A 19287-nucleotide genomic window follows, 5' to 3' on the forward strand; every position below is an offset into this window, starting at 1 on the left:
GGGATCACCTCCCAGCCGTCACACCTTGGAATCGCACCGGTTGCAGTAAACCACGCACTGGGTCCCAGGCCTGGACAACGGGCTGAGCTGAACCGGTCCAGACCTCTAGCATCTGAGCTCCGGGTGCCGTGCGTGCGGCGCTGCAAGCTCAGGGGTGGGCTCATGCGAATGGCTTTGCTGGGGATGGGCAGCCGGGGCGACGCGCAGCCGATGGCGGTGCTGGCGGCGGAGCTGCAGAGCCGCGGACACGACGTGGTGCTGGCGACGTCGTCCGATCTGGTGTGGATCGGTACGGCGTTCGGCGTACGGAGTGTCGATTTGGGGGTGAGTGCGCGGGAGTTTCTCGACTCCGAGCAAGGGCGGCGCTGGCTGGCGGCGGGCGACGTCGCGTCGTACGTGGGTTGGCTGATCGACTACAAGCACCGGATCACGGATCAGTTGCATGCGGCGTTGCTCGAGCTCGTTGCCGACGTCGACGTGTTGGTGTCCGGGACTGCGGCCGAGCTCGAAGGTGTGGTGATCGCGGAGAGCCGAGGGCTGCGGTACGTCGCGGTGCACCATGCGCCGCTGCGGCGGAACGCGGCGTTCCCGCATCTGCTGGTGTCGACCGAGGTGCTGACGCCCGAGCAGAACTTGGCGACGTACGACGAGGTGGAGCGGAACAGCTGGCCAGTCTTCGCGCCGTTCGCGAACTCGTTGCGGGCCAAGCTCGGACTGCCGAGCACGGAGGAGACCAGCGCGCAGCGGCTCGCGCGGATCGGGGCGCTGGAGTTGCAGGCGTACAGCCAGTACGTCGTACCGGAGTTGGCTGGGTGGGATGCCCGGCGGCCGTTGACCGGATTTCTGACTCCGACGCCGGCGCAACGGGCTGCTCTGCACGGGTCGTCGGACGACGGATTGCTGGAGTGGATCGCGGCTGGTGACGCGCCGGTGTACTTCGGCTTCGGGAGCATGCCGGTGCTCGATCCGGAGGCGGCGTTGGCGCTGATCGGCAAGGTGAGCAGCGCGCTGGGGGTGCGGGCGCTGGTCGGGGCCGGGTCGGGCTTCGCGACGGGCCTTTGGGACGACGGCCAGGTCAGGGTGGTCGCCGAGCTCGACCACGAGGCGGTGCTGCCGCTGTGTCGCGCCGCCGTTCACCATGGCGGAGCTGGTACGACGGCCAGTTCGCTGCGCGCGGGGCTGCCGACTGTTGTGTGCTCGGTCTTCGCCGATCAGCCTTTCTGGGGTACGCAGCTGGTCCGCCTTGGGGTGGGCAGGACCATGAGGTTCACCGACCTCTCCGAGCCGGCTCTGCTCGACGCATGCGAACCGGTGCTCACCGATCCGTACCGCCGTCGGGCCGCGGACCTCTCCGAGCGGTTGCTGTCCGAGCCGGCTGCCGATCGAGCGGCGACGGCGATCGAACGCTGCTGAGCTTCCGCCTGTTGTCCAGCCGTTGACCTCGTACGGATCGGCGGTTACGTTGGCGTGAGAAATCGATTTCCCGCGTACCGCCTCCGTCCGCCCCCGCTAGGAGACACGCATGCAGAAGCGTTTCGCCCTGGTCCTGGCCGCCCTGCTCGGCGCCGCCCTACTGCCGGACTCGGCCCCGCCGCAGGCTCAGGCCGCGCCGGTGCCGGCGCCCGCCGTACAGGTCGCCAAGCTGACCGGTCCCGGCTCGATCAACGACACCGAGAACCGATTCGCATTGAAGGCGACCGACCTCGGAATCCTGTGGGACAACGGATCCGGCGAGATCCTGACCGCGTTCGGCGACAGCTACGGCAGCGGCTGGACCGGCCCGGGCGGCGGCGTCGGCGATCCGGCGACCATCGACTGGCGCTGCAACCTGCTGTTCCGCAGCAAGGACCGCACGCTGGCCGACGGGATGACGCTCGACAGCGCCGCCGAGGACCGGCCCGGGCACGCCAAGCAGTTCCTGGACTGCAAGAAGGTCGACCGCGACGAACACACGGTGATCCCGACCGCGGGCATCGCGGTCGGCAAGCGCCAGTACGTGCACTACATGTCGGTCAACTACTGGGGACCGGCCGGCAGCTGGTTCACCAACTACTCCGGCTTCGCGTACTCCGACGACAACGGCGAGACGTGGACCAAGGACCCCAACGCCCGCTGGCAGAACACCGCGCAGTGGGACAACAACTTCCAGATGACCGCGCTGGTCCGCGACCGGGGCTACGTCTACCTGATCGGTACGCCGAACGGCCGCTTCGGCAACGCCCAGCTCGCCCGCGTTCCGGAGCAGCAGGTGCTGACCAAGAAGGCCTGGCGCTACTGGGACGGGCGGGGATGGTCGGCCCGCGAGAGTACCGCCGTACCGATCGCGATCGGGCCGATCAGCGAGGTGTCGGTGCAGTGGAACGCGTATCTCGGCAAGTGGCTGATGATGTACCTGGACGAGCAGCGGGCGTCGGTCGTCCTGCGGTCGGCGACGTCGCTGACCGGACCGTGGGGCGGCGAGAGGATTGTTGCCAAGGGCACTGATTTCCCCGGGCTCTACGGGACGTACATGCATCCTTGGTCGTCCGGCCCGGATCTGTACTTCACGATGTCGCAGTGGGATCCGTACAACGTGTTCCTGATGCGGACGAAGCTTTCGGACGACGGCTCGCCCACCAACCTCGTCACCGATCCGGGGTTCGAGGAGCAGACCGGTACGACGCCGTCGGCGCCTTGGCAGTTGAACGGGCGGGGCGGGATCGACAGCACTGATCTGGGCCACACGGAGAAGAACAACGGCTATCTGCGCGACTCGATCGGCGCGCACTCGCTGCAGCAGAACGTGGCGGTGCAGCCGGGGCACAGGTACCGGTTGTCGGCGTGGGTCCGGACGGCGGAGAACAACCGGGACACGGCGATCGGCGTACGGACGCTGGCGGGCCGGACGATCAAGGCTTCTCCTGGCGGGGCGCATCCGGCGTACACGAAGGTGAGTGTGGAGTTCGACTCGGGGCGGGAATCGCTGGTGCAGGTGTACGCCGGCTTCGTGGGGCATGGGCAGGACGTGTGGTTCCAGCTCGACGACGTGGTGCTCGAGGAGATCCGGTGATCCGGTCAGAACAGCATCTGTGCCTCGACGTATCCGGAGGAGGGCCCACCGGCTACTGAGTGCGGCGGGAGCGGCGGCTGGTGGTTCTGCGGGGGCGGGGCTGGCGGGGGCGGACCGGGCGTCTCGGACCGACCAGGCGGGGGCCGGCGAGGCGGTCTTCGAGGCGGCGGGCTTCTCGGCGGATGGGTTGGGCGACGTACTCGCCGAGGATGACGCCCGAGGCGAGGGCGACGCCGATGGCTACCGCGGTGGTGAGGCTGACGATGCCGATCAGGTTGCCTTGGGCCATCAGTTCCAGCAGGCCCTTGTAGATGGTGAGGCCGGGGAGCAGCGGAATCGTGCCGGAGACAACGACCACCAGCGGCGGGACGCCGGTCCGACGGCCCAGTGAGTAGCCGGCGAGGCCGACGACGAAAGCGGCCGCCGCGGTCGACCAGGCGGGGCCGAACTCGGCCCTGGCCATCAAGGTGTACGCCAGAGAGCCGGCCGCACCGACCAGCGCGACCGGGAGCAGCGAGCGCAGCGGCGCGTACGACGCGTAGCAGAACGCGACGGCCATCAACGCTCCGGCGCCCACCATCACCGGGAGTCGGGCGAGCTGAATCGTCTGCGCCTCGATCGCTACCGGCAGACCGAGTTTGAGGCCGAGCGTGAGTCCGAGACTGACGCCCGCGATGATGCCGCCGGTGAGCAGCATCGCCTCCAGCAGCCGGGCCGATGCGGTCACGTAGTACCCGGTGATCGCGTCCTGAACGGCACCGGTGAGGGCGATCCCCGCCAGCAACATGATGATGCCGGCGGCCACGACCAGGGACGGTTTCACCGGCGCGTGTACGGCGTACAGGATCAGCGCGACGGCGGTCGCCAGGAACGCTCCCGCGACCTGCTGGTAGAACGCGGGCAGCCGTTGCCGGCTGAACCACCGGTTGTTCAGCTCGATCAGCACCGCGGTGAAGACCGCGACCAAGGTGATCAGCCAACCACCACCGAGCAGCAGCGTCGCCCCACCCGCCATCACGCCCCACGCGAGCACCGAACTCCACCGCGGGAACGGCGGCCCGGCGGACACGATCCGGGCCAGCTCGCGACTCGCCTCTTCCCGGGTGACCTCGCCGCGGGCGAACCGGCGGACCAGCCGGTCGACGTCCGTCAGGCGGGAGAAGTCCTGGCTCCGGTAGCGCACGACTCGCATGTGCGTCTCCGGCGCGACGTCCGGCGCCGCCTGGTAGGAGATCGCGATCGAGGTGAACGTGATGTCCACCTCACACCCCCGCAGCCCGCCGGCCGCGGTCACGCCGAGAATCGTCGCGGTGGCGTCCGCCGTACCGGCGCCGCTGGACAGCAGCACCTCGCCGACCCGGAGCGCCAGGTCGAGCGTGCTGTAGAGCTCACGCTGCTCGTCCCGCGCCTGCTGTTCCTCGGAGGCCGAGCGGTCCTCGGCTCGTCGCCCGCCTTTGCGGCGCTCGACGAAAGCCTCCGTCCGATCCTGTACGCCGGGCCGCGTCCCCGCAGGATCGTCGTGGTCGGCTTCGGGCGGCGTGACGCCGTGGATGTCCTGCCCGACCTCGTGGATCTGCCCCACGTCCGGTTCGATGCTGCGGGTCCGCTTGCCCTTGGCCACCCTGCTCCTCTCGTCTCCTGCGACGCTAACGCCCATCCCAGGGCCGTACCGAAACGAACCGCCAGCACTCCATCGCGCGTTCGGCCTGGCGAGGGGGCGGTTGGGGAGATCTGCAACCGATCGGTCACCGCGGGTCAGATGGTCGGCGGGTGGGCGGTTGCTTGGTCCCTTTGCGGGGAGTTGCTTGCCTGGTCTCCCTAGAGGCTGACCGACCGCCAGCACCGACCAACCGGCTGCAACCGTTCAGCTCATGCCTCGGCGGCACACGCGGAGGGGCCCGATCCGGAGGTTGGTGGGGGGTGCAGGTCGGTCGCACCGACCGGGGCGACCGGGGGCGTCGCCGCGAACGGGTGGTCGGGGCGGTCGCGGACCGCCAGCACTCACCAACGAGCCGCTGCCCCTCGGGCTCATGCTTGGGCAGAGCGTGCCCGAGGCCGAAGTGCGGGGTTGGTGAGGTGGACGTCCGCGAGGCAAGGGGTGGTGCAAGGTCGCGGGGACCTGATCGGCCCGCTTCCCCGGAAACGGATCAACGAGTTGCTCGCTACCCGCTGCGAAGCCGCGGGCCCGCCGAGTCGGTGAGCGCTGGGACTCGGGGACCCGTTGGGGCTCAGCGGCCCGGTCCCCGGTGGGGTCCCCGTGCGGGATGAGCCGGGTCCGCCCCTCCCGCGCTGCGCCGGTGCCGGGTAGTCCTTCGCGTACGCCACGGCCGACCTGCAGCACCGACCTAGCCCGGTAGCCGATCCGGCTCACGCTCGGCCCGACACCAATTGAGGCTCGATCGGGAGGTCGGTGGGTGGTGGAGGTCGGCAAACCCGACGGTCCGCTACCCGGCGAGGCCATGGACGGCCAGCACTCACCAAGCCGTCGCTCCTGCTCTGGCTCACGCTCAGCCAGGCGGTGATCGGGGATCGACTCCGAGGTTGGTGAGTGGTGGGAGTACGCAGTGCGAGCGGCCTGTGATGTGGAGGGCGGCGGGCCGTCAGCACCGGGCAGCGGTGGCGGCTTCGGATCAGACTGGGTTGGGCGGTGACTGAGGTCAGGTTCGGCGGGTGCTGGACGTTGGTGGATTCAACGGGGCGCCCCGAGGCGAGTGGTCATCCGCTGATCCTGCCGAGCACCTGGTCAGGAACCGGTCGCAGGTCGCGGCAGCCGTCTCCTCGAGGCGGCGGGTGATCCAGGCCGAGGGAGCGGCGGCTCGGGTTGGAAAGCTCGAAGAATCCGCAAGGGGATCCGCATCCACGACCGGCGACCGGCGACCGTGGATCGGTGGCGCCTGGCGATCGGCGCGCCCGGCCCGGCGATCGGCGTCCGGTGTCCGGCGTCCGGCGTCCGGCGAAAGCCTCCCGGCGCGCCGCACCACCACCCCACCGAGCAATCGCTTTCCGGCCGAAATCGGCAAGCGGTTGACTCGTCGTGACGGCCCACCTAAGGTTGCGATCACGCGCTTGGAAAGCCCTTTCCAAGGCTTGTGGACAGGAGCTGAGCATGTTCGCGCACGACGGTGACCCCGCCGCCGACCGGTCCGGCGGGATCGGGGGGCTCCGCGGGCCGGGCGGCGCGCTCGGCTGACCTCAACGGCGTTTCCGCGACCGCCCCGACCGAACCAGCGCAGCACCCCGCCCCGACCGAACCAGCGCAGCACCGCGCCGAAGAAAGGCAGCAACAGTGAACGAGCGACGCGTCGGCATCGTGATGAACGGCGTCACCGGCCGGATGGGCCTGCGCCAGCACCTGGAGCGTTCCATCGTGGCGATCCGTGAGCAGGGCGGGATTCCGGCCGCCGACGGGTCGATGATCATTCCCGAGCCGATCCTGGTCGGGCGCAACGAGCTGAAGCTGCGCCGGATCGCCGAGCAGTACGGGCTGACCCGCTGGACCACCGACCTGTCCGCTGCGCTGTCCGAGCCGGATGTCGAGATCTACTTCGACTCCCAGCTCACCCAGCTGCGCGAGAAGGGCGTCCGGGCCGCGGTCGAGGCGGGCAAGGCGATCTACTGCGAGAAGCCGATCGCCGAGGGGCTGGAGGCGGCGGTCGACCTGGCGCGGCTGGTGCGGGACTCGGGGCTGAAGAACGGCGTGGTGCAGGACAAGCTCTCGCTGCCGGGTCTGCGCAAGCTCAAGCGGCTGGTGGACGGCGGCTTCTTCGGCCAGATCCTCTCGGTGCGAGGCGAGTTCGGTTACTGGGTGTTCGAGGGCGACTGGCAGGAGGCGCAGCGGCCGGCCTGGAACTACAAGTCCGAGGAGGGCGGCGGCATCGTCGTCGACATGTTCTGCCACTGGCGGTACGTGCTCGACCAGATCTTCGCGCCGGTCACGTCGGTCTACTGCCAGGGCGCGGTGCACATCCCGACCCGCTGGGACGAGCAGGGCAACGAGTACGCCGCCACCGCCGAGGACGCGGCGTACGGCGTGTTCGAGCTGGAGGGCGGGATCGTCGCGCAGCTGAACTCCTCCTGGGCCACGCGGGTGTTCCGCGACGAGCTCGTCGAGTTCCAGGTCGACGGGACCGAGGGGTCGGCGGTCGCGGGGCTGCGGAACTGCCGCGCTCAGCACCGGTCGGCGACGCCGAAGCCGGTGTGGAACCCGGATCTGCCGGCCGAGTACTCGTTCCGCGACCAGTGGGCCGAGGTGCCGGACAACGAGGTGTTCGACAACGGGTTCAAGGTGCAGTGGGAGATGTTCCTGCGGCACGTGGTCGACGACGCGCCGTTCACCTGGGACTTCGTCGAGGGGGCCAAGGGCGTGCAGCTGGCGGAGCTCGGTCTGCAGTCGTGGAAGGAAGGCCGCAAGCTGGAGGTCCCGGCGCTCGACCTTGAGGCCCGCGCATGACGCTCGCGCTGAAGCTCCCCGCCTTCGGCGGGGAGGAGAAGAGTGATGGGGAGAGCGGGGCCGCCCGGAGTGCGCCCGCCGGAGGCGGGGCGCTGGGCGCGGGATCCGTCTCCGCCGGAGGTGCCGCGGGCGGCGCCGGCGGAGCGCAGACGGGTGGTGCTCGGCGTGAGCTCGTCGAGTACAGGTTGACCGGCGAACCCGTCGCCCACGGCAACTACTCCCCTTCGACCAGCCGGTTGGCCTTCGCGGCTGCTCATGTCGTCGCGGACCCGCTCGGCGACAACGCTCCCGGCGCTCCGGCCGTCGTCGACTGGGAGCACACGCTGGAGTTCCGGCGGCACCTGTGGTCGCTCGGGCTTTCCGTGGCCGAGGCGATGGACACGGCTCAGCGTGGGATGGGGCTGGACTGGATCGCCACGCAGGAGCTGATCCGGCGGTCCGCGGCTGAGGCGCCGGACGGGCGGATCGCGGTGGGTGTGGGCACCGACCAGTTGCCCCCGGGAAACCACTCGCTGGAAACCGTGATCGCGGCGTACGAGGAGCAGCTCGCGGTGGCCGAAGACGTCGGCGCGCAGCCGATTCTGATGGCCAGCCGGGCGTTGTGCGCGGCGGCGAGCTCGCCGGACGACTACCGCAAGGTGTACGACCGCCTCCTGGCGCAGTCGACGAAGCCGGTGATCCTGCACTGGCTCGGCTCGATGTTCGACCCGGCGCTCGACGGCTACTGGGGTGCCGGCGACCTCGGCGCCGCGGCCGACGTCGTGGTCGACCTGATCGCCGAGAACTCGGCCAAGGTCAACGGCATCAAGGTCTCCCTGCTGGACGCCGCCAAGGAAGTTGCCCTGCGCGACCGACTGCCCGAGGCAGTCCGGCTCTACACCGGCGACGACTTCAACTACCCCGAACTGATCCGTGGCGACGAGCACGGGCACAGCGACGCACTGCTGGGCATCTTCGCCGCGATCGCGCCCGCCGCCGCGGCCGCGCTCAAGGCGCTCGACGACGGCGACCTCGCCCGGTACGACGAGATCTTCGCGCCGACCGTCCCGCTGGCCCGGCACATCTTCTCCGCGCCGACGCCGTACTACAAGACCGGCATCGCCTTCCTGGCCTGGCTGAACGGGCACCAGCCCGGCTTCGGCATGGTGGGCGGGCTGCAGACCGGCCGCTCGATCCCCCACCTGGCCGAGACGTTCCGCCTGGCCGACCAGGCCGGCGTACTGACGCAGCCGGACCTGGCGGTCGACCGGTTCCGGCAGCTGCTCGCCGTGCACGGAGTCGACGCGTGAACCGCTACAGCCTGAACCAGGCAACTACCAAATACTGGCCCCTCGAGGACGTCGTCGCGGCGAGCGCCAAGGCCGAGCTGCACTGGATCGGCCTGTGGCGCGAACCGATCCAGGAGTACGGCGTCGAGCGCGCCGCCAAGCTCGTCGCCGACGCCGGTCTGCGGGTCTCTTCGTTGTGCCGCGGCGGGTTCTTCACCGCCACCGACGCGACCGAACGCCGCGCGAAGCTGGAGGACAACCGCCGCGCGATCGACGAGGCCGCCACGCTCGGCACCGACACGCTCGTGCTGGTCAGCGGCGGTCTCCCACCCGGCTCCCGCGACCTCGACGGCGCGCGCGGCATGATCCGCGACGGCCTCGCCGAGCTCGCGCCGTACGCCGCTGAGCGTGGTGTGCGGCTCGCGATCGAGCCGCTGCACCCGATGTTCTGCTCGGACCGCTGCGTGGTGTCGTCGCTCGGCGGCGCGCTGGACCTCGCCGAGCAGTTCCCGGTCGAGCAGGTCGGGGTGATCGTCGACGCCTACCACCTGTGGTGGGACGCCGACGTGTACCGCCAGATCGAGCGGGCCGGCGCGCGCATCGCGTCGTACCAGGTGAGCGACTGGGTGGTTCCACTGCCGGCCGACACCCTGCTCGGGCGCGGCATGATGGGCGACGGCTCGATCGAGCTGCGCCGGTTGCGCGAGGCCTGCGACGCGGCCGGGTACACCGGGCCGGTCGAGGTGGAGATCTTCAACCAGGACTTGTGGGACGCACCCGGCCAGGACGTCTTCGACCTCGCTCTCGCCCGCTACCAGGAACACGTTGCTTGAAGCCCCTAACTCCGAAGGAGCACCGCCTCGTGACCGACCGGACCATTCCCGCCGACGGCATCGGCATGCATCTGTACACGATGCGCGACGTACTCACCGAGGACTACCCCGGGACACTGCACAGGCTGGCCGGCATCGGCTACCGGACCGTCGGGGTGAGCGGCCGGTTCGGTCACTCCGCGGCCGACATCCGGCGCTTCGCCGACGACGCCGGGCTGAGGATCGTGCTGGAGCACGTCGGCTACCCGCGACTGACCGACGACTGGGACGGCGCGCTGGACGACGTACGGACCCTTGGCGGGCAGTGGATCGTCGTACCGTCGCTGCCTGCCGAGCTCCGTACGCCGGACGGTTTCCGCGAGGCGGCGGCCGCGTTCAACAAGGCCGGTGAGACCGCGCGGCAGGCCGGGCTGAAGCTGCTGTTCCACAACCACGGGCACGACTTCGACGAGGTGGACGGTCAGGTGCTGTTCGACATCCTGCTGGACGAGGTCGAACCGGACCTGCTCGGCTTCGAGCTGGACCTGTACTGGGTGGTGAACGGCGGCAAGGACCCGGCCGACTACTTCCGCGGGCACCCCGGCCGGTTCCCCGCGTTGCACGTCAAGGACATGGCGGCCGACGGGTCCTGGGAGGACGTCGGGGCCGGCACGCTGGACTTCCCGGCGATGTTCGCGCACGCCGAGAGCGGCGGGGTCGAGCAGTGGCTGGTCGAGCACGACGCGCCGGCCGATCCGTGGGTCTCCGCGACGACGAGCTACCAAGCACTGGCGAACATGCGGTACTGAGCGCGGACGGCGTACAGTCTTCACCGGCAGTATGTGACCGATCACCGCCCGCAGTCAGCACGATCGGGCACCGGCATGCCCGGAGCCGTTGCTCTGCGGGCGTGATCTGTCACTCTGTGAGGGGGCCCTCACCACGGCGGGGTTCCCGTGAGGCCGCCGACGCCGTGACGCCGGAGAAGCGCAGTGCAGAACGAGCCCACCGTACGGTTGACGGCTGTGCGCCGTCTTTACGAGGTGAGCGCCCGGATGGGTGCCGGGCGGAGTCTGGCCGAGACCCTGCAGGCCGTCGTCGACGGGGTGGTCGACGGGCTCGGCTTCGGCATCGCCGTACTGAACCTGCGGCAGCCGGACGGCAAGTTCGAGGTGATCGCCGTGTCGGGCTCGCCGGAGGCGCGCGAGGCGCTGCTCGGCACGGTCAGCGCGGCGGACATCTTCGACGCCGAGTTCGAGATCGCGGACGTCTGGGGCGGACTGCGGTTCGTGCCGCACGAGCGGCTGCCGGAGGGTGAGGTGGTCGGGTGGGTGCCGGACGTACCGATCTCGACGGACCCCGACGCGTGGCACCCGCTGGACGCGTTGTTCGCGCCGCTGCACTCGTCGGACGGCGCGCTGGTCGGGATGCTGTCGGTGGATCTGCCGGAGGACCAACGCCGGCCGGGACCGATCCACCGCGAGCTGCTGGAGATCTTCGCGACCCAGGCCGGCCTGGCGATCGACAAGGCCCGGCTGACCGACCAGCTGCTGGCCGAGAAGGCGCGGCTGGAGGCGAGCGAGACGACGTTCCGGCTGGTCTTCGAAGGCGCCGGGAACGGGATGGCCACGATCGCGCTCGACGGGCGCGACGCCGGCCGGGTGCTGCGGGTCAACGACGCGTTCTGCCGGATCACCGGGTACACGCCCGAGCAGCTGGTCGGCTCGATGCTGATGGACTACCTGGAGGAAGAGAACGCCGGGCAGACCGAGCGGGAGCTGGACCTGCTGACCGCCGAGCACAAGCCGTACCGGTTCGAGCGGACCTTCCGGCGGGCCGACGGCCACGACATCTGGCTCGGCGGGACGGCGGCGATCGTTGACCAGGGCAAGGACCAGCCGCGGATCATCCTGATCCAGATCGACGACGTGACCGCCCGCAAGGAGACCGAGCGCGAGCTGCAGCACCACGCCGCACACGACGCGCTGACCGGCCTGCCGAACCGCCGGTTGCTGCAGCACCGGTTCGCGGCCGCGCTGCAACGGTCCCGGCAGAGCGGTCGCCGCGGGGTGCTGCTGTTCTGCGACCTGAACCACTTCAAGCAGGTCAACGACAAGTACGGCCACGAAGCCGGCGACCAGGCCCTGCGCGAGATCGCCGACCGGCTGCTGTCCGCCGTCCGCAGCGGTGACACGGTCGCTCGCCTGGGTGGCGACGAGTTCGCCGTACTGGCCGAGGAGATCGACGGCGCCGACCTGGCCACGCTGATGCGGCGGATCGAGGAGTCGGTCAACCGCCCGCTGGAGGGCATCGACGTGCCGGTCACCACCAGCATCGGTACGGCGGTCGTCAGCCCCTACACCGCGGACCTCGACGAGCTGCTGCGTATTGCCGACCAGGAGATGTACCAGGCCAAGCAGCGCAGCCGGAGCTGAGGTTCACGAACCGAGTGCCTTCAGGCCGGCGTCGGTGAGGCGGAAGGTCGTCCACTCGGACTGCGGGGTGGCGCCGAGGGCCCGGTAGAAGTCGATGGCGGGTGTGTTCCAGTCGAGGACCGACCACTCGAGGCGTTCGTAGCCGTTCTGGACGCATTCCTGGGCGAGGGCGGTGAGCAGGGACTTGCCGAGGCCGGAGCCGCGGTGTTCGGGGCGGACGAAGAGGTCCTCCAGGTAGATGCCGTGCACGCCGCGCCAGGTGGAGAAGTTGAGGAACCACAGGGCGCAGCCGACCACCTCGCCGTCGAGTTCGGCGACGTGGCAGAAGACCGCGGGTGACGGGCCGAACAGGGCGGTCTCCAGCTGCTCGGCGGTCAGCCGGCAGGCGGCGGGCTCACGTTCGTACTCGGCCAGCGCGTAGACGAGGTCCACGATGGCGGGGATGTCGGCCGCGCGGGCCCGGCGGATCCGGTCGTCGGTGTGCATGGGGCCATCCTGCCCGGGAATTCGGACCTGCCGCTCGGTCACGCCCCACCCTTCGAGCACTTTCGTTCACCTGCGGGTCGTTTCGCGGTCCGGCGGGAGTCATCTGACAACTGGAGGCTGACCGGGACCCCCTCTCCCCGCTCAGGAGGATCCGTATGTCTGTGTCTCGTCGTCGTTTTCTCGGGTACGGCGGTGCTGGTACCGCCGCGGTGCTGCTCGGCACCGGCGCCTGGGACGCCTCGACCACGTACGCCGTACCGGGCCGGGCCGGCAACCCGTTCACGCTCGGCGTGGCCTCCGGCGACCCGCGGTACGACAGCGTGGTGCTGTGGACCCGGCTCGCCCTGGACCCGTTCGCCGTCGACGGCCGCGGCGGGATGCCCGCCAAGCCGATCCGGGTGGAGTACGAGGTCGCCCGGGACGCGCAGTTCCGGCACGTCGTCCGCCGCTCCAGCGTGCTGGCCACGCCGGAGCTGGGCCACTCGGTGCACCCCGAGGTCCACGGGCTGCAGCCGGACCACGAGTACTACTTCCGGTTCCGCACCGGTCAGGAGATCTCGGCGACCGGCCGGACCCGGACCACGCCGCACCCGTTCTCCTCGCCCCGTGAGCTGCGGTTCGCGTTCGCGTCCTGCAACGCGTGGCAGGACGGGTTCTTCACGGCGTACGACCATCTGGCCGCCGAGGACCTCGACCTGGTCGTGCACCTGGGCGACTACCTCTACGAGTCGGGCGTCCGGACGAACCGGCGCGGCGTGGTGACCGATCCGCGGTTCCACACCGAGACGTTCGACCTGGCCCGCTACCGGCTGCAGTACTCGCTGTACAAGTCCGAGGCGCCGCTGCAGGCCGCGCACGCCGCGCACCCGTGGATCCACACCATCGACGACCACGAGGTGGAGAACAACTGGGCCGGCGACCTGTCCCAGGCCGACACCGAGCCGGACCAGGACCCCGCGGTGTTCCGGGCCCGTCGCGCGCAGGCGTTCCAGGCGATGTACGAGAACATGCCGCTGCGGCACGACCAGATGCCCTCCGGACCGGACGTGCGGCTGCACCGACGGCTGCCGTACGGGCGCCTGGCCGACATCACCATGCTGGACACCCGGCAGTACCGCTCCGACCAGCCGTGCGGCGACGGCGCCTCGGCGACCTGCGACGATCGGTTCGACCCGGACAACACCATGCTGGGCGGCAAGCAGAAGGCCTGGCTGCTGGACGGGTTCCGCCGCTCGAACGCCCGCTGGCAGGTACTCGGCAACCAGGCCCCGATGGGCCAGACCGACTGGACCCCCGGCCCGGAGACGCACGTCTGGCTGGACCCGTGGGACGGTTACGTTGCCGAGCGCAACGAGGTCCTCGGCGCGGCCCAGGACGCCGGCGTCCGGAACCTGGTGGTGATCACCGGTGACCGGCACCAGAACTACGCGCTCGAGCTGAAGCGCGACTACGCCGACCCCGGCTCGGCCACGGTCGGCACGGAGTTCGTCGGGACGTCGATCACCAGCGGCGGCGACGGTTCCGACACCACCGACCAGGGCAACCAGTTCCTGGCCGCGAACCCGCACCTGAAGTTCTTCAACTCCCAGCGCGGCTATGTCCGGGTCAGCGTCGACCGGGACCGCTGGCGTTCGGACTTCCGCGTCGTCCCCTACGTCACCACGCCGGGCGCCCCGATCAGCACCCGCGCGACGTACGTCGTCGAGGACCGCACCCCGCACGTGCACGCGGGCTGAGTTCGCCTCGTCCGGCTGGGCGCTGCGCCCAGCCGGACGATTCAGCAGCTGGAGTGGTCACTGCATTCGGATTCTGCTGTTGGATTTCGGCGCGTGGACAGGGGAACTTGGAGGCATGTCTACTTCCAAGAACCGCCGGATCGGTGACGTCGAGGTCAGCGCGATCGGGCTCGGCGCGATGCCGATGTCGATCGAGGGACGCCCCGACGACGAGAGCCGGTCCGTCGCGACCATTCACGCCGCGCTCGACGCCGGTGTCACGCTGATCGACACCGCCGACGCCTACCATCTGACCGCGAACGACGTCGGGCACAACGAGTCCCTGATCGCCAAGGCGCTCGCGTCGTACGGCGGTGACACGTCGAACGTGCTGGTCGCGACCAAGGGCGGCCACCTGCGCCCGGGCGACGGGTCCTGGACGCTGAACGGCTCCCCGGAGTACCTGAAGCAGGCCGCCGACGCGTCGCTGAAGCGGCTCGGGGTCGAGGCGATCGGGCTCTACCAGTTCCACCGGCCGGACCCGAAGACGCCGTACGAGGACTCGGTCGGCGCGATCCGCGATCTGCTGGATGCCGGCAAGATCCGGATGGCCGGTATCTCGAACGCGAACCCCGAGCAGATCAAGCTGGCAGGACAGATCCTCGGCGGCCGGCTGGTCTCGGTGCAGAACCAGTTCTCGCCGGCGTTCCGGTCCAGCGAGCCGGAGCTCGAGCTGTGCGACGAGCTCGGCATCGCGTTCCTGCCGTGGTCGCCGCTCGGCGGCATCTCGAACGCGTCGGATCTCGGCGAGAAGCACCCGGCGTTCCACCGGATCGCCGGCGAGCTCGGGGTGAGCCCGCAGCAGGTGACGCTGGCGTGGATGCTGGCGAAGTCCGAGCAGGTGATCCCGATTCCGGGGTCGAGCCGTCCGGAGACGATCCGCGACTCCTACGCCGCGGTCGAGCTGGAGCTGACCGCCGAGCAGGTGGCCGCGCTCGACGCGGCCTGAGCCCGGAATACCGCCTTACGGCGGGGCGTTGCGGCTGGCACAACCGATGCCGGAGGTGACCAGATGGAGGACATGCGGGCCCTGAGCTACGGGCTGGGACGGCAGTACTTCGACGAGAAGGACTACCGCAGCGCGATCAAGGCTCTCAAGCCGGTCGTCGAGGAGACGCCGGAGGACGTGGGGACGCGGCTGCTGCTCGCGCGGGCCTACTACCACTCCGCTCTGCTCAAGCCGGCCGAGGAGCACCTGAGCGAGGTCCTGACCCGCCAACCGACCGATTACTACGCGCACCTGATGATGGCGCGCACGCTCGAACGGCAGTCGCGGGCCGAGGAAGCCGTCAAGCACCGCCGGATCGCGGCGGCGCTGACAGGCGACGAGAGTCACCTCGAACCGCACCGGATCTGACCGCGCGCCAGGCGGCCCGGACTCCTCGGAGTCCGGGCCGCCTTCGCGTTGCTCAGCGGCGGCGTTGCGCGGCGTACAGATCCGGTACGGCGGGGCGCCGGCCGAGCAGGAACGTGCCGTTTTCCAGGTCGCCCTGGAAGTCGCGGGGCAGGCCGCTCGGGTCCGACGTGAGTCCTTGCAGCCCGACGGCGATGCTGCGCGGGCCGACGTCGGCGAGCTGGATCGCGTACGGGTTGCCGCTGGTGACCCGGACGTTCCAGTGCGCGATCCGGGCGCCGAACAGCGGGCCGGAGGCCGCCGATCCGCCGACGCGGCCGTTGTTCACCAGCGTGATGTCGGTCCGCGCGTTCTCGAACGGCATCGCCCGGTGGGTGTCGAACGTGCCCTCGGCCATCCGCCCCCGGCGCCACACGTTGCCCGCCGAGAGCCCTTCGAGGTTGAGCCCGTGATGCAACGCGCCGGCCGGCAGCGGCACGGTGAACGCCTCGATCTCGAACCCGTCGACCAGGTTGTCGTGCGACTGCATCCGGCAGGCGAAGCTGTGGTGCGCCGACCGGCCGCCGACCACGACATCGGTCAGCGTCACCGCCTTCGTCGTGGTGAAGCCGAAGCCCAGGTCGCAGTTCTCCACCCGGACGTCGTCGGCCCAGCAGTCGTGCACGGCCTGGAAGCACAGGCCGTTCGCGCCGGGATGCCGGTTGTGGATGGTCATCGGCTTCAGCTCGTTGCGGATCGTCAACGACTCGACGCCGACGTCGTGCACGGTCGGCCCGATCTCCCGCAGCCGTGACGGCCAGCTCGGGCGCAGGTCGTACCGCAGCGGCTGGGCCAGGCGGACCAGGCGCTCGCCGAGCACGGCTTCGATGCGGACCGGCCACTGCAGCGTCGCGTACTGGATGTACTGACCGGACGAGCCGGTGGTGAGCTGCGGAGCCTTCACCGGCCAGTCGTAGTCCCGTGTCCCGGGAACGTCGCCCGCCAGATGCCGCAGTACGCCGGCGTCGGCCGGGTTGTCGGTCTCCAGTACGACGAGGTCGCCCGCGCGCAGGTTGCTGGTGTCGGAAACGAGCAGCGTGCGCTGACCGCGAGACGCCGCTCCGACCTCGGCCAAAGTGTCGCCGAGCAGCCAGCCCTCGGAGGCGGCGAAGTCCTCGGCCTCCGACTTGGCCTTGCGTTCCGGCGCGATCACCCAGATCTGGCCGCCGGTCCAGGACCAGCGGCTCTGCAGACTCGGCTGGAGGTTCGGCCGGTAGCTCTGCTCCAGCGGCCGGGTGAAGTGCAGGATCGTGCGGTCCCGGCCGGAGCCCTTCAGGACGACGTTCGACCAGTGCATCCAGACGGGCGAGTCGAGGCGGTAGACGCCCGGCGGGACGAGGACGGTGCCGCCACCGTGCGTACCGGCGTACTGGACGGCGGCGTTGAAGGCGGGGGCCGCGTCGGTGGCGCTGCCGGGGCGGACGCCGAAGTCCGTGACGCGAGCGATCGTGCGTGGTGCTCGGGGGCGTTCGCCTCCGCGGTAGCCGGCGTGGGAGATGTCGGGGATCAGTGGGTGCGCGCCGGGGGCTTCGGCCCACTCGGCGATCAGGTCGGTCGAGGCGTCGCGGGGTCCCGCGCTCTGGACGGCCCGAGCGGGAGCGGCGCTGATCAGACCAGCGGCGGGGATCGCGGCGGCGCTGCCGAGCAGGAGGCGACGGGAAAGCGGCATGGGCGGACTCCTCGGGGCGGTGAGGTTTCGCAGGGCGGGACTCAGTTTCACCGGGCGGACCGAGCCACACAAGAGGTCGAGATGGAATGCTGGTTCCGGAACTGGCGTTATGCCCGCCGAGATAGTTTAATAATGAACTACCAATCCCTGAGGAGGGCAGATGCAGTTCGGCATCTTCAGTGTCAGCGACGTGACGCAGGACCCGACCACCGGGCACACCGTCTCCGAGGCCGAGCGGATCAAGGCGATGGTGACGATCGCGTTGAAGGCCGAGGAGGTCGGGCTGGACGTGTTCGCCAGTGGTGAGCACCACAACCCGCCGTTCGTGGCCTCGTCACCGACCACCATGCTCGGGTACATCGCGGCGCGGACGTCGAAGCTGATCCTGTCCACCTCGACCACGCTGATCACCACCAACGACCCGGTGAAGATTGCCGAGGACTACGCGATGCTGCAGCACCTGGCCGACGGCCGGGTGGACCTGATGATGGGTCGCGGCAACACCGGACCGGTCTACCCGTGGTTCGGCCAGGACATCCGTAACGGCATCCAGCTCGCGGTCGAGAACTACGCCCTGCTGCGCCGGTTGTGGCGCGAGGACGTGGTCGACTGGGAGGGCAACTTCCGGACGCCGCTGCAGGGCTTCACCGCGACCCCGCGGCCGCTGGACGGCGTACCGCCGTTCGTCTGGCACGGCTCGATCCGCTCGCCGGAGATCGCGGAGCAGGCGGCGTACTACGGTGACGGCTTCTTCCACAACAACATCTTCTGGCCGGCCTCGCACACCAAGCAGATGATCGACCTGTACCGGCGTCGGTTCGAGCACTACGGGCACGGCGCCGCGGACCAGGCGATCGTCGGGCTCGGCGGCCAGGTCTTCATGCGGAAGAACTCGCAGGACGCGGTGCGCGAGTTCCGGCCGTACTTCGACAACGCGCCGGTCTACGGGCACGGGCCCTCGCTGGAGGACTTCACCCGCGAGACGCCGCTGACCGTCGGCAGCCCGCAGGAAGTGATCGAGCGGACGCTGGGCTTCCGGGAGCAGTTCGGCGACTACCAGCGGCAGCTGTTCCTGATGGACCACGCCGGTCTGCCGTTGAAGACGGTGCTGGAGCAGCTGGACATCCTGGGCGAGGAGGTCGTTCCGGTCCTGCGCAAGGAGTTCGCGGCGCTGAAGCCGGCCCACGTGCCGGACGCCCCGACGCACGAGTCGCTGAAGGCCGCGGCCGAGCGGGCGCAGTCGATGGAGTCCCTGAGCACGCCGGAGTCGGTTGTCGAGGAGGTCAAGCGATGACTTCGACCCCAGAGCGCACGATCGCGGTGGTGACGGCCGGTCTGACCACGCCGTCGTCCACCCGGCTGCTCGCCGACCAGCTCGCCGCCGCCGTCCGGGACACCCTGGACGGTCGCGGCGTGCCGCGCCGGATCGTGGTCGTCGAGCTGCGCGACCACGCGCACGACCTGACCAACAACCTGCTCACCGGGTTTCCGTCCGAGGCGCTGCGTGAGGTGCTGGAGACCGTGGTTTCCGCCGACGCGTTGATCGCGGTCACGCCGACGTTCAGCGCGTCGTACAACGGGCTGTTCAAGATGTTCTTCGACGTGCTCGACGACAAGGCGCTGGTCGGCAAGCCGGTGCTGATCGCGGCGACCGGTGGGACCGAGCGGCACTCGCTCGTGCTCGAGTACGCGATGCGCCCGCTGTTCGCCTACCTGCAGGCGGTCGTCGTACCGACGGCCGTGTACGCCGCGTCGTCGGACTGGGGACCGCACGCGAACGCGCTGCGCACCCGGGTGGAGCGGGCCGCGACCGAGCTCGTCGATCTGCTGACCAACCAGCCGGCCAGGGCCGCGGTGGATCCCTTCGAGAACCCCACGCCGTTCGAGAACCTGCTGAACGGCTGAAATGTCGAGAGCCGGGGACCGGCCTCGATGTAGCGTCGGGAGGGC

At 70.1% G+C, this 19287-nt stretch carries 15 protein-coding genes; 12 read left to right on the forward strand and 3 right to left on the reverse strand.

What is annotated here, in order from left to right:
* The first annotated feature begins 162 nt into the window (after positions 1–162).
* Both BWI15_RS30815 and BWI15_RS30820 read left to right on the forward strand, forming a co-directional pair.
* A complete protein-coding gene (locus tag BWI15_RS30815) occupies positions 163–1413 on the forward strand; it encodes a glycosyltransferase (RefSeq protein WP_077018043.1) in 1251 nt (416 codons plus the stop codon).
* Positions 1414–1522: 109 nt separating this feature from the next.
* Positions 1523–3049, forward strand: coding sequence for a DUF4185 domain-containing protein (locus tag BWI15_RS30820; protein WP_077018044.1), 1527 nt, complete (start codon positions 1523–1525; stop codon positions 3047–3049).
* Between the two features lie 52 nt (positions 3050–3101).
* Here BWI15_RS30820 and BWI15_RS30825 read toward each other — a convergent pair whose 3' ends face one another.
* On the reverse strand, positions 3102–4670 hold the full coding sequence (locus BWI15_RS30825) for a threonine/serine ThrE exporter family protein (RefSeq protein ID WP_237771531.1): 1569 nt from the start codon (positions 4668–4670) through the stop codon (positions 3102–3104).
* Positions 4671–6335: 1665 nt separating this feature from the next.
* Between BWI15_RS30825 and BWI15_RS30830 the strand changes: the two genes are divergently transcribed.
* The 5 genes from BWI15_RS30830 (at position 6336) to BWI15_RS30850 (ending at position 12014) form a co-directional block, all read left to right on the forward strand.
* The gene (locus tag BWI15_RS30830) at positions 6336–7499 is read left to right on the forward strand and encodes a Gfo/Idh/MocA family protein (protein ID WP_083751114.1); all 1164 of its coding nucleotides are present in this window, start codon (positions 6336–6338) and stop codon (positions 7497–7499) included.
* Positions 7496–8788, forward strand: coding sequence for a dihydrodipicolinate synthase family protein (locus BWI15_RS30835; protein ID WP_083751115.1), 1293 nt, complete (start codon positions 7496–7498; stop codon positions 8786–8788). Before BWI15_RS30830 ends, BWI15_RS30835 begins: the two co-directional genes overlap by 4 nt.
* Positions 8785–9600 (forward strand): sugar phosphate isomerase/epimerase family protein, encoded by an 816-nt coding sequence (locus BWI15_RS30840; RefSeq protein WP_077018045.1) that lies wholly within the window; start codon positions 8785–8787, stop codon positions 9598–9600. The genes BWI15_RS30835 and BWI15_RS30840 overlap by 4 nt, the downstream gene beginning before the upstream one ends.
* Positions 9601–9629: 29 nt before the next feature.
* Positions 9630–10388, forward strand: a complete 759-nt coding sequence (locus BWI15_RS30845; RefSeq protein ID WP_077018046.1) for a sugar phosphate isomerase/epimerase family protein — start codon at positions 9630–9632, stop codon at positions 10386–10388.
* Between the two features lie 216 nt (positions 10389–10604).
* Entirely contained in the window at positions 10605–12014 is a 1410-nt protein-coding gene (locus BWI15_RS30850; protein ID WP_237771532.1) for a diguanylate cyclase domain-containing protein, read from the forward strand.
* 3 nt (positions 12015–12017) lie between these two features.
* Here the strand turns inward: BWI15_RS30850 and BWI15_RS30855 are convergent, their stop codons facing one another.
* Entirely contained in the window at positions 12018–12500 is a 483-nt protein-coding gene (locus tag BWI15_RS30855; RefSeq protein WP_077018047.1) for a GNAT family N-acetyltransferase, read from the reverse strand.
* A gap of 155 nt (positions 12501–12655) precedes the next feature.
* Here BWI15_RS30855 and BWI15_RS30860 point away from each other — a divergent pair, with 155 nt between their 5' ends.
* The 3 genes from BWI15_RS30860 (at position 12656) to BWI15_RS30870 (ending at position 15632) form a co-directional block, all read left to right on the forward strand.
* Positions 12656–14236, forward strand: coding sequence for an alkaline phosphatase D family protein (locus tag BWI15_RS30860; RefSeq protein ID WP_077018048.1), 1581 nt, complete (start codon positions 12656–12658; stop codon positions 14234–14236).
* Positions 14237–14351: 115 nt separating this feature from the next.
* Positions 14352–15224, forward strand: a complete 873-nt coding sequence (locus BWI15_RS30865) for an aldo/keto reductase (RefSeq protein ID WP_077018049.1) — start codon at positions 14352–14354, stop codon at positions 15222–15224.
* A gap of 63 nt (positions 15225–15287) precedes the next feature.
* Positions 15288–15632, forward strand: coding sequence for a tetratricopeptide repeat protein (locus BWI15_RS30870; RefSeq protein ID WP_077018050.1), 345 nt, complete (start codon positions 15288–15290; stop codon positions 15630–15632).
* Between the two features lie 52 nt (positions 15633–15684).
* On the opposite strand, the gene BWI15_RS30875 is transcribed toward BWI15_RS30870, so the two are convergent.
* Positions 15685–17337 carry a glycosyl hydrolase family 28-related protein gene (locus tag BWI15_RS30875; RefSeq protein WP_077018051.1) on the reverse strand — a complete coding sequence of 551 codons (1653 nt, stop codon included), beginning with the start codon at positions 17335–17337 and terminating at the stop codon, positions 15685–15687.
* Positions 17338–17497: 160 nt separating this feature from the next.
* Here BWI15_RS30875 and BWI15_RS30880 point away from each other — a divergent pair, with 160 nt between their 5' ends.
* Positions 17498–18631 carry an LLM class flavin-dependent oxidoreductase gene (locus BWI15_RS30880; protein WP_077018052.1) on the forward strand — a complete coding sequence of 378 codons (1134 nt, stop codon included), beginning with the start codon at positions 17498–17500 and terminating at the stop codon, positions 18629–18631.
* Positions 18628–19242: an FMN reductase gene (locus tag BWI15_RS30885; protein ID WP_077018053.1), complete on the forward strand. Its 615-nt coding sequence runs from the start codon at positions 18628–18630 to the stop codon at positions 19240–19242. Before BWI15_RS30880 ends, BWI15_RS30885 begins: the two co-directional genes overlap by 4 nt.
* Positions 19243–19287 lie beyond the last annotated feature (45 nt).

This window comes from Kribbella sp. ALI-6-A (assembly GCF_001984195.1).
Lineage (GTDB): Bacteria > Actinomycetota > Actinomycetes > Propionibacteriales > Kribbellaceae > Kribbella.